The 16,421-nt window shown below is 68.0% G+C and carries 8 protein-coding genes; 1 reads left to right on the plus strand and 7 read right to left on the minus strand.

The window, feature by feature from the left end; all coding sequences use genetic code 11:
- Positions 1-47 precede the first annotated feature (47 nt).
- The 5 genes from glgX to glgB are packed head-to-tail and all read right to left on the minus strand — an operon-like array spanning position 48 to position 10,381.
- Positions 48-2,210 carry a glycogen debranching protein GlgX gene (gene glgX / locus ACZYSP_RS28455; protein WP_093052412.1) on the minus strand — a complete coding sequence of 721 codons (2,163 nt, stop codon included), beginning with the start codon at positions 2,208-2,210 and terminating at the stop codon, positions 48-50.
- 30 nt (positions 2,211-2,240) lie between these two features.
- Complete coding sequence (locus ACZYSP_RS28460) at positions 2,241-2,990, minus strand: mechanosensitive ion channel family protein (RefSeq protein WP_093080446.1); 750 nt, start codon at positions 2,988-2,990, stop codon at positions 2,241-2,243.
- A gap of 36 nt (positions 2,991-3,026) precedes the next feature.
- The gene (gene treS, locus ACZYSP_RS28465) at positions 3,027-6,359 is read right to left on the minus strand and encodes a maltose alpha-D-glucosyltransferase (protein ID WP_093080443.1); all 3,333 of its coding nucleotides are present in this window, start codon (positions 6,357-6,359) and stop codon (positions 3,027-3,029) included.
- A gap of 12 nt (positions 6,360-6,371) precedes the next feature.
- Positions 6,372-8,432, minus strand: a complete 2,061-nt coding sequence (locus ACZYSP_RS28470; RefSeq protein ID WP_093080441.1) for an alpha-1,4-glucan--maltose-1-phosphate maltosyltransferase — start codon at positions 8,430-8,432, stop codon at positions 6,372-6,374.
- Positions 8,432-10,381, minus strand: coding sequence for a 1,4-alpha-glucan branching protein GlgB (gene glgB / locus ACZYSP_RS28475; protein ID WP_489017874.1), 1,950 nt, complete (start codon positions 10,379-10,381; stop codon positions 8,432-8,434). Before glgB ends, ACZYSP_RS28470 begins: the two co-directional genes overlap by 1 nt.
- 142 nt (positions 10,382-10,523) lie before the next feature.
- Between glgB and ACZYSP_RS28480 the strand changes: the two genes are divergently transcribed.
- Entirely contained in the window at positions 10,524-11,708 is a 1,185-nt protein-coding gene (locus ACZYSP_RS28480; protein WP_093080435.1) for an amylo-alpha-1,6-glucosidase, read from the plus strand.
- Between the two features lie 21 nt (positions 11,709-11,729).
- Here the strand turns inward: ACZYSP_RS28480 and ACZYSP_RS28485 are convergent, their stop codons facing one another.
- A complete protein-coding gene (locus tag ACZYSP_RS28485; RefSeq protein ID WP_093080433.1) occupies positions 11,730-15,134 on the minus strand; it encodes an efflux transporter outer membrane subunit in 3,405 nt (1,134 codons plus the stop codon).
- The gene (locus ACZYSP_RS28490; RefSeq protein WP_489017877.1) at positions 15,122-16,414 is read right to left on the minus strand and encodes a hypothetical protein; all 1,293 of its coding nucleotides are present in this window, start codon (positions 16,412-16,414) and stop codon (positions 15,122-15,124) included. The genes ACZYSP_RS28485 and ACZYSP_RS28490 overlap by 13 nt, the downstream gene beginning before the upstream one ends.
- Positions 16,415-16,421: the final 7 nt, after the last annotated feature.

The following is a 16,421-nucleotide window of genomic DNA, read 5'->3' on the forward strand; positions in this document are numbered from 1 at the left end:
GCTTCGCACTGCGGTGCGAGCTTGCTTGGGGCGGCCCGGCGCTGCGCTCATGGCCGCACATCCGGCCGGCTCAGCACCACGAGCGAGCGGCATTGAAGTGGATAGCTGGGCTGCGCCCATGCCGGGGCGAGCGCGGCTGCGTCCTCGGTGGCGAGCGGCGGCGTGCTGCTGGCCGTATCGACCAGCAACCGCCACGCGCCGTGCGGCATCGGCGGCAGCGTGAAGGCGATCTCGTCGTGGTGTGCATTGAGCAGCACGAGAAAGTCGTCGTCGTGCTGCACCTCGCCACGCGGCCCGCGGTCGGCAATGCCGCCACCGGGGATATACATCGCAATGCAGCGTGCGTTCGCGTCGTTCCAGTCTTCCGGCCGCATCTCCTGGCCGTCGGGCTTGAGCCAGTGAACGTCGGTCACGGTCTCGCCTTCGGCGGGCCTGCCGGCGAAGAAGGTGCGGCGCCGGAACGAAGGGTGCGCACGGCGCAACGCCACCATGCGCTCGACGAAAGTCGCGAGCGCCAGCCGCTCGGGCGTGGAGGTCCAGTCGATCCAGCCGAGCTCGTTGTCCTGGCAGTAGACGTTGTTGTTGCCCTGCTGCGTGTGGCCGCGCTCGTCGCCCGCCAGCAGCATCGGAACGCCCTGCGACAGCAGCAGCGTGGCCAGCAGGTTGCGCTTCTGGCGCTCGCGCAGGGCCACAACTTCAGGGTCGTCGGTGGGGCCCTCGACGCCGCAGTTCCATGAGACGTTGTGGCTGTTGCCGTCGCGGTTGTCCTCGCCGTTGGCTTCGTTGTGCTTGTCGTTGTAGGAGACCAGGTCGTGCAGCGTGAAGCCGTCGTGCGCCGTGATGAAGTTGATGCTGGCGCTGGGCCGCTTGCCCGACCAGCCGTACAGGTCCTCGGAACCGGTGACGCGCTTGGCCACTTCGCCAATGAGCCCGCCGTCGCCTTTCCAGAAGCCGCGCAGGCCGTCGCGGTACTGGTCATTCCACTCCGCCCAGCCCAGCGGAAAGTTGCCGACCTGATAGCCGCCGTGGCCCAGGTCCCAGGGCTCGGCGATGAGCTTCACGCGGTTGAGCGTGGGGTCCTGGCGGATCGCATCGAAGAAGCCGCCGAGGTTCTCGACCTTGCCGGCCTCGCGCGCCAGCGCCGAGGCCAGGTCGAAGCGGAAGCCGTCGACGTGCATCTCCTCGGCCCAGTAGCGCAGCGAGTCCATCACCAGCTGCAGCGCGTGCGGATGCTCCAGGTTCACGGTGTTGCCGCAGCCCGTGAAGTCGTCGTAGTAGCGGCGGTTCTCGGCGTTGGCGATGTAGTACGAGGCGTTGTCCACGCCGCGCATCGACAGCGTGGGCCCGAGCTGGTTGCCTTCGCAGGTGTGGTTGTAGACCACGTCGAGGATCACCTCGATGCCCGCCGAGTGCAGCGTCTTCACCATGGTCTTGAACTCCTTCACTTTGCCCGAGGCGCTGTAGCGCATCTCGGGAGCAAAGTAGGCCAGCGTGTTGTAGCCCCAGTAGTTCTGCAGGCCCTTCTCGGCCAGGTGCCGGTCGTTGAGGAAGCTGTGCACGGGCAGCAGCTCGACCGTGGTCACGCCCAGGCGCTTGAGGTAGTCGACCACCGGCGCGCAGCCGAGTGCGGCATAAGTGCCGCGCAGCCCGGGCGGCACGTCGGGGTGCGTCATGGTGAAGCCGCGCACGTGCATCTCGTAGATCACCATGTCCTGCCACGGCACCGAGGGGCGGCGGTCGTCGCCCCAGGTGAACGCGGTTTCGAGCACGCGGCCCTTGGGCATCAGCGGTGCGCTGTCGCGTCGGTCGAAGGAGAGGTCTTCACGCTTGCTGCCCACGGTGTAGCCGTAGAGCGCATCGCCCCAGCGCAGGTCGCCCACCAGGTCCTTGGCGTACGGGTCGACCAGCAGCTTGTGGGCGTTGAAGCGATGCCCCTCCTCGGGCTTGTAGGGCCCATGCACGCGGTAGCCGTAGGCCTGCCCGGGGCGCGCCTCGGGCAGGTAGCAGTGCCATACGCCGTCCGTGCGCTCGCGCATCAGGATGCGCTGCAGCTCCTGGCGGCCGCGCTCGTCGAACAGGCAGAGCTCGACCTTGTCCGAGTGCTGCGAGAACAAGGCGAAGTTGACGCCCTCCCCGTCCCAGGTCGCACCACGGGGATAGGGCCGGCCGGGCCACACGGCGTTGATCGTCGGATTGGTTTTTCGTGTCATTCGGGTGCGTTCAGCGGGGTTCAGCGGGGTTCAGCGGGGTGGACGGTCGTTGTCGAAACGCGTGGGACTGCTGCTGCCGACGGTGGTCACGCTCGGCGGTGCCTTGGCGTCCTTGATCTGCCGCGGCCACCAGCGCTCGATCTGGGCCTTTGCCCAATCCTTGCCGGCCAGCCCGAATGCCAGGGCCAACGCAAAAACCACGCCCGCCAGAATCACGAGGAAGCTCTCGCGCACGATGTCGCCGCCCACCTTGATCTGGTCGAGTGCGATGAGAATCACGAAGGCCATCACCGCGTACTGCGCGACCTTGCCGAAGAGCACCGCGTCCTGCATCTTCACGCCGCGGAAGTAGCTGCCCACCGCTTCGCCAACGAAGCGCGCGAAGTAGGAGCCGAAGGCCAGCACCAGCAGCGCCACGAACACGTTCGGCACGAACCAGACGATGCGCCCCAGCAGATCGGCGATGTAGCTCAGCCCCATGCCATTGAAGGCGATGAGCAGCGAAGCCAGGATCACCAGCCAGTACGTCAGGATGCCGAACAGGCTGCTGGTGTCCCCCGCCAGCCCGCCCTGGCGCAGGAAGTTGTCGAGGCCGGCGCGTTCGGTGAGCACGTTGAAGTTGATTGCGCGCAGCGCCTTCGTCACCGCGAAGCGGGCCGCCTTGGCGACCAGCCAGCCGACGAATACCACCACCAGCCCGATCAGCAGGCGCGGAATGAAGGCGCCGACCTGGTAGAGGATGGCGCGCAGCGGCTCCAGGTGAATGCCGAAATTTTCCATGGTGTGTCTTCCGTTGAAGGGGTGGCGTCGGTGGTGTCAGGCGCGGGCCGGCTGGATCAGCGCGAGCACGCCGTGCAGCGGAACCTGCGCCCATTCGATGCGGTTGCCGAGCTCGTAGCGCAGCTCGTAGAGGGCCTTGTCGAGCTCGAACAGCGAGAGCAGTTCGGCATCGAGCGGCGCGCCGTCGGGTGGCGCCAATGTGGCGCCGTAGCCGGACAGGAAGGCGGCGCGCGTCGCCCGCTCCCAGGCGATGGCCGGCGCGGCCAGCCGCTCGGCTTCGTCAGTGCTCTGCGCCACCCGGCGCAGCGCCGACCAGCGGGCGTAGTTGAACGAGCGCAGCATGCTCGCCACGTCGCGCAGGGGCGAGCTCTTGGCGCGGCGCTCCTCGAAGCTGCGGGCAGGCTCGCCCTCGAAGTCGATGATGACGAAGTCGTTGTCCTTCACCAGCACCTGGCCCAGGTGGTAGTCGCCGTGGTAGCGGCTCTTGATGCCGCCGCCTTCCACCGGGTGGCGCGCCTGGATGCCGGCGTGCAGCGCATCGGCCGCTTCCAGCAGGTTGCGCGCATCGGCCTGCGCGGTGGACGGCAGCAGTTCGAGCCGTTCGCGCAACAGCGCGAGCGTGGTCGTGGCGTCGTTCGCAGCGTGCGTCTTGAAGCTGGCGAAGTCGGCTGCGGCCAGCGGCTCGGGGTCGAAGGCGGCCGAGCCGGTGCGCATCGCGAGCGCGCGGTGCAGCTCGGCAGTGCGCCGCCCCAGCGTGGCCATGAGTGCGAGGAAACCGCCGTGCACCGCGGACACGTCGGGCATGTCACCGTCGGTGGTGGCCACATCGCGCAGGAAGCGTTCCAGGTAGCCGAGCGTGTAGTCCCAGCCGTCGCCCTGGTTGGCCATGTAGCTCTGCACCATCGCGAGCGTCATCGTGCGCCCGTCGTTGGTCATGTACTCGAGCGCGCCGAGCACCGGCACGCAGTGCGGGTAGCGCGCCACCTCGGTCAGGAAGCGGCCCATCTCCAGCTCGGGGTTGATGCCTTCGCGCACGTGGCGGTAGCCCTTGAGGAACAGGGTCTCGTCCAGCGTGACCACGGTGTTGCTGCTCACGCCGCTCGGACGGCCGACGGGCAGCGCGTCTATGTCGATGTCGGCGGCGATCTCCGCGAAGGCGGCCGTCGGCCTGAAGACCAGCTTGCCGTTCAGCGTCGGCAGCTCGGTGCCGCTTGCGATGGCGTGCACCAGCGCGCGACAGAAGGCCTCGTCGTAGAAGGCATCGCCCATCAGGCCCACCTGCGCCTGCTGCCGCACCTTGGCGAGCGCGGCCTGCGCCACGCCGGCCATGCGCTCCTCGTCACGCTCTTCCCAGGCCAGCGCAAGCGGCATGAAGTAGGTGGCGCCCCCGGCCGGGCCTTCGAGGTCGAGCAGCGACAGCATCCAGCTCAGGCCATTCACGTCCCACACGGCGTGGTCGAACAGCCGTGCGCGCTGGATGGCTGTTCCCTTGGAGGCGTACCAGCGCTGGATCTCGATGTGGCGCGGCAGCGTCTCCAGCTCGAACTGGTTGCGCATGCGCTCGGACATGCCGATGCGCCACGGCATCACGCGGTCGCGGAAGAAGCTGGTCCAGCCGTCGAAGAGCACCAGCGTGGGCCACTCCTGCAGCGCCACGCCCTGCTCGTGCCAGCTCGGCGCGTCGGCCTCTGCTGTGAGCTTGAACCAGTAGAAGCCGTACGAGGCCAGCGTGAGCAGGTATGGCAGCTCGCCGATGGGCGGGAACGGCGCGCGGCCCAGCATCTCGATCGGCACGAAGCCCTTGAACTCCGACAGGTCGAGTTCCACCGGCTGCGCGGCGCGCGACAGGTTGAACACCGTGAGGATCACGTCGCCGTCGTACTCGCTCAGGTAGGCCAGGATCTTTCGGTTGCCCGGCTTCAGGAAGCGCCGCCTGCCGCGCCCGAATGCGTGGCTGGTCTTGCGCACGGCGAGCATGCGCTTGGTCCAGTTCAGCAGCGAGCTGCTGTCGCGCGCCTGCGTCTCGACGTTGAGCGCCTCGTAGCCGAACATCGGGTCCATGATCGGCTGCAGGTACAGGCGCTGCGGGTCGGCACGCGAGAAGCCGGCGTTGCGGTCGGGACTCCATTGCATGGGCGTGCGCACGCCGTTGCGGTCGCCCACGAACACGTTGTCGCCCATGCCGATCTCGTCGCCGTAGTAGATGATCGGCGAGCCCGGCATCGACAGCAGCATGCCGTTCATGAGCTTCACGCGGTCGAGGTCGTTCTCCATCAGCGGCGCCAGGCGCCGGCGAATGCCCAGGTTGATGCGCGCGCGCATGTCGGCCGCGTACATGGTGTACATGTAGTCGCGCTCCTTGCTGGTCACCATCTCGAGCGTGAGCTCGTCGTGGTTGCGCAGGAAGATGGCCCACTGGCAGCCCTCGGGAATGTCGGGCGTCTGCGCCATGATCTCGACGATGGGGTGCCGGTCTTCCTGCGCGATGGCCATGTACATGCGCGGCATCAACGGGAAGTGATACGCCATGTGGCACTCGTCGCCATCGCCGAAATACTCGCGCACGTCTTCCGGCCACATGTTGGCTTCGGCCAGCAGGAAGCGGTTCTTGTACTCGGCGTCGATGGCCGCGCGCAGCTGCTTGATCACCGCGTGGGTCTCGGGCAGGTTCTCGTTGCTGGTGCCGTCGCGCTCGACCAGGTAGGGAATGGCGTCGAGCCGGAAGCCGTCCACGCCCATGTCGAGCCAGAAGCGCATGGTCTTCAGGATCGCCTCCATCAGCTTCGGGTTGTCGAAGTTCAGGTCGGGCTGGTGGCTGAAGAAGCGGTGCCAGAAGTACTGCTTGGCCACCGGGTCCCAGGTCCAGTTCGAGGTCTCGGTGTCGGTGAAGATGATCCGCGTGCCCTGGTAGAGCTGGTCGGTGTCGCTCCACACATAGAAGTCACGCTCGGGCGAACCGGGCGGCGCAAGACGCGCGGCCTTGAACCACGGGTGCTCGTTCGATGTGTGGTTGATGACCAGTTCGGTGATCACGCGCAGGCCCCGCTTGTGCGCCTCGGCCAGCATCTCGCGGAAGTCGTCGAGCGTGCCGTACTGCGGGTGCACATCTTCGTAGCCGGAGATGTCGTAGCCGTCGTCGCGCAGCGGCGAGGGATAGAACGGCATCAGCCAGATGGTGTTGACGCCCAGCTCCTTCACGTAGTCGAGCTTGGCGGTGACACCCTTGAAGTCGCCCATGCCGTCGTTGTTGGAGTCGAAGAAGGCCTTGACGTTGAGCTGGTAGATCACCGCGTCGCGATACCACAGCGGATCGTCGCTGGTGTCGATCTCGACGGTCTCTAGTGCGATGTGGGAGACGGGTGCGTTCATGGGCAGGCGACCTCACAGGAAGTAATCGAAGTCGCGCTCGTCGCCGTGGCGGCGACGGACCACGAAGATGTGCGCGGGCACGCTGTGGGGATCGAGCCGCACGTAGTGCCAGTCGCCCTGCCAGGTGAAGCGCTGGCCGCTGAGCAGGTCGTGCATCTGGAAGCTGCGCCCGGCCGGCACGCCCACGCTGCCGGGTTCCAGCCCGAGCCAGCCCGACTGCATGTTGTGCGGATCGAGGTTGACCACGGTGACGATCACGTTGTCGCCGTCGGGCGATTCCTTGGCATAGGCCAGCAACTGGTCGTTGTCGATGTGCAGGAAGCGCAGGCCCCTGTCCCGGTGCAGCGCCGGGTTCTCGCGGCGGATGTGGTTCACCCGCGCGATGAAGGGGGCGAGGCTTGCGGGGTCGTCGTGGTTCCAGTGGCGCAGCTGGTATTTCTCGGAATCAAGGTATTCCTCGCTGCCGGGTCCGCGCGGCAGGTGCTCGAGCAGCTCATAGGCCGGCCCGTACATGCCGTAGTTGGCTGCGAGCGTGGCGGCCAGCACCAGCCGCGACATGAACATGGCGGGCTCGCCGGCCTGCAGCTGCTCGTGCAGGATGTCGGGCGTGTTGGGCCACGCGTTGGGTCGGAAGTAGTCGACGCCGGGGCCGCTCGAGAGTTCGGTGAAGTACTCCTGCAACTCCTCCTTCGTGTTGCGCCAGGTGAAGTAGGTGTACGACTGCGAGAAGCCCAGCTTCGCGAGCCGGTGCATCACTTTCGGCCGCGTGAAGGCCTCGGCCAGGAAGATCACGTCGGGGTGCACGCGCTTCACCTCGCCGATGGCCCACTCCCAGAACGGAAAGGCCTTGGTGTGGGGGTTGTCCACGCGGAAGATGCGCACGCCCTGCGCGATCCAGTGGTCGAACACGCTCTTGAGTTCGGCCCAGAGGCCGCGCCAGTCTTCGCACTCGAAGTTGAAGGGATAGATGTCCTGGTACTTCTTGGGCGGGTTCTCGGCGTACTGCACGCTGCCGTCGGGGCGCCAGCGGAACCAGTCGGGGTGCGCCTTCACGTAGGGGTGGTCGGGCGCGCACTGGAAGGCGATGTCCAGCGCGATCTCCAGGCCGTGCTCCGCCGCGCGTGCGAGCAGGTGCCTGAAGTCTTCTTCGGTGCCAAGCTCCGGAAGGATCGACTTGTGCCCGCCTTCGGCCGCACCGATGGCCCACGGGCTTCCCACGTCGCCGGGAGCGGCTTCGAGCGCGTTGTTGGGGCCCTTGCGCTGCTCGCGGCCGACGGGGTGGATCGGCGGAAAGTACAGCACGTCGAAGCCCATCGCGGCAATGGCCGGCAGGCGCGCCTCCACGTCCCTGAAGGTGCCGTGCACGCCGGGCGCGGGGCCGGTCGAGCGCGGGAACAGCTCGTACCAGGTACTGAAGCGCGCGCGCTCGCGGTCGGCGACCAGCGGCAGCTCGACCGGGTGGCGCACCTGATGTCGGCGGTCGGGATGGCGGCGCGCCAGCTCGGCGTACTCGTCGTCGAGCGCCAGCGCCTTCAGCGAGACGACGTCGTACGCGGGGCTGGCCGCCACGGCATCGAGCTCGGTGGCCCAGCGGTTCAACGCGGTGCGGTCGGCGCCTTCGGCGCGCGCGGCGGCGGCAGCGATTTCCAGCGCACCGACCTGCGCGGCAATGCGCACGTCATCGGGGTCGACGCGCCGCGTCATCTCGCTGCGCCACGACTCGAACGGGTCCACCCAGGCGACTGCGGTGTAGACGTAGCGCCCGATCGATGGCGGCGAGAACACGGCCTCCCACACGTCGTTGCCGAGCGACTTCATCGGCACTTCGCGGAATGCGGCCTGGGCTTGGTCGTGCGCGCGCCAGCACAGCTGCACGCGCAGCACATCGTGCCCGTCGGTGAAGCAATGGGCGCGAACCCGCACCCGCTCGCCGGCCACGCATTTCACCGGGAAGCGGCCGTTGTCCACGCACGGCAGCACGGCGTCGATGACCGCGCGGACCGCGCCGTCGTCGAAGCCGATGTCGGTTCCGGCCGCTGTGGGGGCGGGCTTGGTCGAGAAAATGTTCTTCATCAGGGACGGTGCTCCAGGATCAGCGTGGACAGCGGCGGCAAGGTGATGCACACCGATTGCCTGCGGCCATGGGAACGCACGGGCGCCGCTTCGACGCCCCCGAAATTGCCCCAGCCCGCCCCGCCGAACTCCGCCGCGTCGGTGTTGATCAGCTCGCGCCAGTGGCCGCCCAGCGGCACGCCGAGCAGGTAGTTGGTGCGCGGCACCGGGGTCATGTTGCTCACCGCCAGCAAGGGCGGACTGCCGTCGCTCGCCTTGCGCAGGAAGGCGAACACGCTCGTGTCGGTGTCGTCGGCCGCGACCCACTCGAACCCCGAGGACGAAAAGTCGACCTGGTGGAGCGCGGGCGCACCGCGGTAGACGCGGTTGAGCTGGGCCACAAGGCGCTGCAGGCCGCGGTGCCCTTCCTGCTCGCAGACCCACCATTCGAGTTCGCCGTCGTGTGTCCACTCGCGTCGCTGGCCGAACTCGCCGCCCATGAAGAGCAGCTTCTTGCCCGGATGCGCCCACATGAAGCCGTACAACGCGCGCAGGTTGGCGAACTGCTGCCAGGCGTCCCCGGGCATCTTGTTGAGCAGCGAGCCCTTGCCATGCACCACCTCGTCGTGCGAGAGCGGCAGCACGAAGTTCTCGTGGAAGGCGTACACCAGCGCAAAGGTCAGCTTGTGATGGTGGTACTTGCGGTGGACCGGCTCCTGCTTCATGTAGGCCAGCACGTCGTGCATCCAGCCCATGTTCCATTTCTCGCCGAAGCCCAGGCCGTCCATGTCGGTGGGCCGTGACACGCGCGGCCACGCGGTCGATTCCTCGGCCACCGTGATCGTGTCGGGGTGCTCGCGGTACACGGCACGGTTCAGCGTCTGGAGGAAGTCGATGGCCTCCAGGTTCTCGCGGCCGCCGTGGCGGTTGGGAATCCACTCGCCGTGCTCTCGCGCGTAGTCGAGGTACAGCATCGACGCGACGGCGTCCACGCGCAGCCCGTCGAGGTGGTACACGTTCAGCCAGAACAGCCCCGACGACACCAGGAAGCTGCGCACCTCGGGCCGGCCGTAGTTGAAGATGCTGGAGTTCCACTCCGGGTGAAAGCCCTGGCGCGGATCGGCGTGTTCGTAGAGGTGCGTGCCGTCGAAGTACCCGAGCCCGTGCTCGTCGGTCGGAAAGTGCGAAGGCACCCAGTCGAGCAACACGCCAATGCCCTGCTGGTGCAGGTGGTCGACGAGGTACATGAAGTCCTGCGGCGCCCCGAAACGCGCGGTGGGCGCGAAGTAGCCGGTGGTCTGGTAGCCCCACGAACCGTAGAAGGGATGCTCGGTCACGGGCATGAGCTCCACGTGCGTGAAGCCCATCTCGTTCACGTAGGCGGCAAGCTGGTGCGCCATCTCGCGATAGTCGAGAAACAGGCCATCGCGGCGCCGCCACGAGCCCAGGTGCACCTCGTAGACCGACATGGGGGCGTCCAGCGCATTGCGCGGCCCGCGCGTGGCCATCCACTCGGCGTCACCCCATTCGTAAGAAAGTTCGCAGATGCGCGATGCAGTGGCGGGCGGCGGCTCCGCGCTGAAGGCGACAGGGTCGGCCTTGTCGACCGTGTAGCTGCCATGGCGGGAACGGATGCGGTACTTGTACGCCTGGCCGATCGCGGCATGGGAAACCTGCCCTTGCCATATGCCCGTGCCGTCGGGACTCGGTGCCAGCGGGTCGGCGTCGCCGGACCAGTAGTTCCAGTCGCCGACCACCGAGACGGACTCCGCGTTCGGCGCCCACACCGCGAACCGGGCGCCGCCCTCTTCCAGAGGGTGGCAACCCAGCAGGTCGTACAGGCGGGAGTGGGTTCCCTCGCGGAAAAGATAAGCGTCTCGCTCGCTCTGGAGTGAATGGTTCGACTGCACCGGCGCTCCTGTTGAAGGCCTGCGGAACTGTTGTTCGAAGACCGACTTCGGTTCTCGCATGGCCTGTGCCAATTTGCAGGCGTGCGGCACGCCGCGGTTACGGTCTGCGCCGCCTCGCCGTGTCGGAGAGTTGCCCGAGTCGCCCGCCGGTGCGCACGCCGGCGGGTGATAAAAAGACAGCCCCAGGCCACGATGTGTGTTCATGACCGACCTTGATGCCCCCGCGCTCGCATTGCTCGACACCTGCTCGCAGGCTTCTCTCGCGCTTCTCGAACGAAACCTGACGCCGCACGGCATCCTCGCGGCGCTTCGGACCGAGGCCGCCGAGGCCCGGCGCTACACGCGAATCTTCGGACGCGACGCTGCGATATGCGTGATCGCGATGTGCGGCAGCGGCGTGCCCGCGCTGGAACAAGGTGCGGTGGCCAGCCTCGACGCGCTCGCGGCGCAACAGGCGGCCAACGGGCAGATTCCCAAATACGTCGACCCCGAAGGGCGCGATGCCGACTTCTGGTACCTGGGCTGCATCGACGCCACCCTGTGGTGGCTGATTGCCGTGGACCACGTGCGCCGCCATGGGCAGGTCGGCCCGTCGCACTGGGCCCGCGAGGTGAGCCGCGCGGTCGACTGGCTGCTGGCGCAGGAGCACCAGCACTTCCGGCTGCTGCAGCAGAACGAAGCCAGCGACTGGGCCGACATCATGCCGCGCTCGGGCTACGTGCTGTACAGCAACGCGCTCTGGTATGAGGTCAAGCGCCGCTATGCGCTCGATCATGCCGAGGAGACGCAGCACCATTTCAACCACCTGTTCAATCCGTTCCAGCGCGACCTGCCCGAATACCACCGGGCCCGGCTGCTGCAGCACTATGCGCGCCGCGGCCGGCGCGACCCGGGCCTGTACCTCAGCTTCGTCAACCTGGCCGTGGTCGGCGACGAAGGGGACGTGTTCGGCAACGTGCTGGCCATTCAAAGCGGGCTGGCCGATCCGGCCATGGCACATCGCATCGTCGACACCATCACGCAGGCGCATGCCGGCGAGCCCTACCCCGTGCGCGTGGTGCTGCATCCGCTGTCGCGCCAGCACCCGCTGTGGCGGGCCTACATGGGGCGCCATCAGCAGAACATCGTGCACCAGTACCACAACGGTGGCATCTGGCCCTTCGTGGGCGGCTTCTGGGTGATGGCGCTCGCCAGGCTGGGCTTGCATGAACAGGCCTGGTCCGAGCTCGTTCAGCTGGCGCAGGTCAACGCGCTCGACGACTGGCGTTTCACCGAGTGGTTCCACGGCCGGACGCTGGCGCCCATGGGCATGGCCGGGCAGAGCTGGAATGCCGCGACCTTCCTGCTCGCCCGGCGAGCCTTGCTGGGCGGCGGGGCGGCTTACTGACGCCCCCGGCCAAGCCCCCGCCTAAGCAGCACTGCCCCATCCGCCTCCAAGGGCCTTGTACAGATTGACCGTGTTCACGGCCGCCTTGAGTTGCAGTTCGATCAGCTGCTGCTGCTCGGCATAGAGTTCGCGCTGCGCGTCCTGGCTGGAGAAGTAGTCCTCCATGCCGCTGCGAAAGCGCGTGCGCGAAATGCTGGCCACCTTCTCGAGCGCCTGCACGCGTGCCTGCTGCGCCTCGAGTTGCGGGAGCAGATGGTCGTCGGCAATCAGGGCGTTGGCAGTTTCGCGAAAAGCCACTTGCGCCGCGGATTCGTAAGAGGCCATTGCTGCCGCGAGCCGCGCTTCGTTGCCCTTGACGTTGGCCGACCGGCTCCCCCAGTCGAACAGGGGCAACGACACGCCCAGCACACCGGCCCAGCTGCTGTTGCTGCCATTCAGCAGCGTCGACAGCTCCCGGCTGACGCCGCCCGTGAGGGCCGTCAGCGAGATGGTCGGCAGCATGGCGGCCTTGGCCGCGCCCACGCCCGAATTGGCGGCTTCGACGCGCGCATAGGCCGCCAGCAGGTCGGGCCGACGCTGCAGCAGGCTGGAGGGCAACCCGGGCGCGACCTGCGCGGTGGAACGCTGCGGCCAGGGCCGGGCGGCGCCCGTGTCCGGCGGCACGGGTTGGCCTACCAGCACGTTCAGCCCCTGCAGATCCTGGGCGACGCGCATGCGGAACTCTTCCTGCCGCACGCGGGCGTTCTGCAACAGCGATTGCGCACGATAGACGTCCAGCTGCGCAGCACCGCCGACCGCCTTGGCGCGTCCGATCATGTCGGCATTGGCGTTCAGCGCGGCCTCGTTGGTATCGGCCAGACTCAGCAAGGCGCGGTCTGCGCGCAACGTGAGGTAGGCATTCGACACCTCGCCCACCAGGTTCATGCGCGCTGCCGCGTAGTCCTTGTCGCCGGCCTCGGCCAGGGAGCCGCTTTGCTGCGCGCTGCTCTGCTGGCGGCCGAAGAAGTCGAGCTCGTACGAGGTCACGCCGGCCTGGATGTCGAAGCTGTTGGAAACGCTCCCGTCGGACGGCAGGTTGCCGACCGGGCTGAGCGAGCCCTGCGGCGTGGTCTGCGCCCGCTGGGCATGGGCCGACAGTCCCAGTGGCGGGAACAGCGAGGCGCGGCTTCCGGCATACACGGCCCGCGCTTCGCGTGCCTTCGCGGCATAGACGCGCAGGTCGCGGTTGCGATCCAGCGCGGTTGCTATCAGCCCCCGCAGCTCGTCGTCCTGCACGAAGCCGCGCCAGTCCACGGGATCCGCGGCCGGCCGCGTCGCGCCGGCCGGCCATTGCGAAGGCATCGACAGGTCGGGCTGCTTGAGCGGCGGCGTGAAATTGCATCCGCTCACCACCAGCAGGATGCACACCGCCAGCACCAGCAGGAACAGCCGCAGGCTCAGGCGCACGAACCCTGCTTCGGGCGACCGGAAGCCCGCGCTCGCGAGCAGCGCCGACGCGGCCCGCCATGGCCGCACCTGAACGGCAACGTGGCTCGGAGGCACATTGAACACGTGGCTCACCAGGTGCTCGCGCTGCGCCTCGGTGCCGGCAAACCGCAGTTCGGCGCCGGCACGGCTGCGGCCAGCAAGGCGGGCCGGTAGCCAGCCGACGGGGTCGATGTAGACCTCCAGCAGCTGTCCGATGTGCAGGCGCTTGAACAAGCCCCCCCCCTCCATCAGTGCGCCGTCCGAAGCGATGTTGACGAAGCGCGAATCGCCCTCTCCCGCCGCGGTGCGGATACGGGTGCGAGCGCGCCAGGGGAAGCGCTCCTCCTGCTCCGGCCGGGGCAGGTCGATGCAGGCGATGAGCGCACCCAGGCAGAGGATCAGCGCAATGCCGGTCCACACGAGATTGAGCTCGTCGCCGGGCGTGAGCGCCGCACCGCGCATCACAGCCGATGCGCCCCCGCCCTGCAGCGCAACCAGCAGCCCGCCGAACACGGCGACCAGCTTCCAGTGCACGACGGTCCTGGTGCGATCGAGCCCCTTGGCCGTCACCTTGAACGGGCGACCGAAGGGCCGCAGCATCGCGCTGGCCAGCGTGCCGGTGACGGCCATCGCCGCCACGAGCTGGCTCACCTCGCTGAACACGGGCAGACAGCGCCGCTGGCTGATCCAGTAGCTGTAGGCCCAGAACATCATGAGCGGCGGCAGCCCGTAGGCGGCGAAGGCCTGCGGCGTGGCGTGAAAGACCGAGACGCCGGCATACCAGTACAGCACCGGCGCCAGCACGATCAACGCCATGAAAGGCTTGCCGAGCCAATGCAGCACCCCGTGCAGAAAATGCAGCCGCGCCGAGAGGCTGTAGCCGCTGCCGCGCAACGGCCCTTCGGGCAGCAACGCGAGCTGCACCGTGCCCAGGCACCAGCGGCTGCGCTGGTTGATGTAGTCGACGATGCTCTCGGCCGACAACCCGTTCGACAGCCGCTCGCCCAGCCAGCGCGTGACGTGGCCGTGCCGCAGCAGCAGGTAGGTGGTGTGGATGTCTTCGCACACGCTGCCGACCGGAAAGCCGCCCGCGGCAGTGATCAGGTCGCGCCGCACGATGAACGACGTGCCCACGCAGAAGGCGGAATCCGCCGCGTCCTTCGCCGGCTGCAGCACGTCGAAGAACACGCGCTGCTCGTCGACCCAGCTGTCGGTGGCGCGCAGGTTGTGCTGGATGGGATCGGCGTTGTAGTAGAACTGCGGCGTCTGCACCAGCCCGACACGGCGGTCCCCGAACAGCCCGAGCATGCGGTAGACGATCTCGCGCTGCGGCGCGAAGTCTGCGTCGAGCACAAGGATGTAGGGCGCATTGGTCACGTCCGCCGACAGGCGCAGCCCGTTGTTCAGGTTGCCGGCCTTGGCGTGGCTGTTGTCGGGCCGCCGCGCATAGTGCACGCCGCGGCGCTCGCAATAGTCGCGCAGCCAGTCGCGCCGGGTGTCGTCGAGCACCCAGACCTTCAGCTGCGGGTAGTCGATGGCCTGGGCGGCAATGATGGTCTTCTCCAGCACGGCCAGCTCTTCGTTGTACGTGCAGATGAAGACGTCCACCGCTGGCACCTGCCCGCCGCGAGCACGCAGCAGGGCCTCTCCCCGGTCGGCCAATGACTGGTTGTCGCGACGCTTCACCAGCATGTGGATGGACATCAGCGTGTAGACGATGGCGGTCATCTCGAAGCAAAGGAACACCCAGGCGAACAGTGTTTCGAAGCCGAGGTCCGAAGGCGGCATGGTGGCGACCACGCGCCAGGCTGCGTACCGCAGCAGCAGCAGCGCGGTCAGCGCGCCGAACAGCGCGCGATGGGTGATGCGATCGACCCTGGCCCAGGTCATCAGGAGCAACGCGAGCCCCGCGACGAGTGCGTTGAGCTGGAATTCCGGTGTGGCGATCAGGCTGGACATGATGGAATGACTCCCGGTGCGGCGGTCTTGCCGGTGAAGGGGTTGAAACCCGTGGCAGCCAGGGCGATCCACGCAGTGGCCCCCAGGTGCGGCCAGCGGTAGTAGTAGAAGTCCGCGCCGGCCGAGTCGGGGCCGATGGCCAGGCCGGTGGAAATGCGCGAACTCGGCGTTGCGTAGTACAGGCCGTTGCCGGCGCGTTGCGATGCGAGCAATTGCCACAGCGCCTCGGGCGCCGAGCCTGTGCGCGCCACCAGCGTGGCGGCGGCCTGCGCGCTGCCTTCGGTCCAGATGCCGTCGGGATTGCGCGAGAAGCCGTAGCCCACCTCGAAGCGATGGTGCTTCTCCATCCATTCGAGCCCGCGGGCCCAGGCACAGGAACCCTCGGGCGCTGCCAGCAGTGGCCACAGTTGCGCATCCAGGCCCGAGCTCTCGGTGGAGATGGTCGCGCCGTCTTCCTTGGTGCCGATGTTGAAACGCTGCTCCGACGGATTCCACATGCGTCCCACGAAGTCGAGCGCTGTGCGCGCCTGTCGTTGCTCCGGCCCGCCCTGCTGGCCGGCGGCACGCGCAGCCCAGGCGGCCGCCATGGCGATGTCGATGTTGTGCTCGGTGGACTTCCAGGTCTGGGCGCGCTGCGCGTTGTCCCAACCGTAACGCCCGCCGTTGTAGCCATCCACGCCGTTCGTGGCGCGCGTGTTCTGCTCGGTCCAGGCCAGCAGCTTGCGTGCGGTCGCCAGATAGGCCGGCGACGGCTCGACCTGGAACAGGTTCAGCATGAGCAACGCGGCCCAGGCCACGTTGCCGGTGGCGGTGCTCACCTGGTAGGCGTCGGCAATCCACTGCTTGCGGCCTGCGTCCCAGCGGCCGGGCAGCGCGGGCTTTTCTTCGGTGACAGGCCCGGCGCGATAGGCGTTGCGCACGCGCCCGTCGGTGAAGTTCTGGTCGTGCGCAACGGCGCGCACCACGGCATCGCCGATGCGCCTGGCGGCGGCACGGTCGCCGCAGGCCAGCAGTGCGATGCCGGCCAATGCGTTGTCGTAGGTGAAGGCAGCGCCCGCCAGCGCGGACTCGAACGGCGGCTCGCCCTGTCCGGCGTCCGTCGGCCTGTAGCTGTTGAGGAACAACGGCCCCGACGCGACGCCCGCCTGGTCGTGCGCGACCGCGCGCCGCAACCCGTCGCAGCTGTCACGTGCGAGCGCCTGCTGCGTGGCGCCGGGCTGGGCCGCCGAAGTCGCCGCTGCCGCGCAGGCCAGCGCCATCGATGCGACGGCGCACCGCATGCACCGC

Source organism: Variovorax sp. F042 (genome assembly GCF_057814215.1).

Excerpts from the sequence above, each read along its gene's own strand:
- treS (WP_093080443.1), bottom strand. The coding sequence starts at position 6,359 with ATGAACGCACCCGTCTCCCACATCGCACTAGAGACCGTCGAGATCGAC.
- ACZYSP_RS28490 (WP_489017877.1), bottom strand. The coding sequence starts at position 16,414 with ATGCGGTGCGCCGTCGCATCGATGGCGCTGGCCTGCGCGGCAGCGGCG.
- ACZYSP_RS28460 (WP_093080446.1), bottom strand. The coding sequence starts at position 2,990 with ATGGAAAATTTCGGCATTCACCTGGAGCCGCTGCGCGCCATCCTCTAC.
- glgB (WP_489017874.1), bottom strand. The coding sequence starts at position 10,381 with ATGCGAGAACCGAAGTCGGTCTTCGAACAACAGTTCCGCAGGCCTTCA.
- glgX (WP_093052412.1), bottom strand. The coding sequence starts at position 2,210 with ATGACACGAAAAACCAATCCGACGATCAACGCCGTGTGGCCCGGCCGG.
- ACZYSP_RS28480 (WP_093080435.1), top strand. The coding sequence starts at position 10,524 with ATGACCGACCTTGATGCCCCCGCGCTCGCATTGCTCGACACCTGCTCG.
- ACZYSP_RS28470 (WP_093080441.1), bottom strand. The coding sequence starts at position 8,432 with ATGAAGAACATTTTCTCGACCAAGCCCGCCCCCACAGCGGCCGGAACC.
- ACZYSP_RS28485 (WP_093080433.1), bottom strand. The coding sequence starts at position 15,134 with ATGTCCAGCCTGATCGCCACACCGGAATTCCAGCTCAACGCACTCGTC.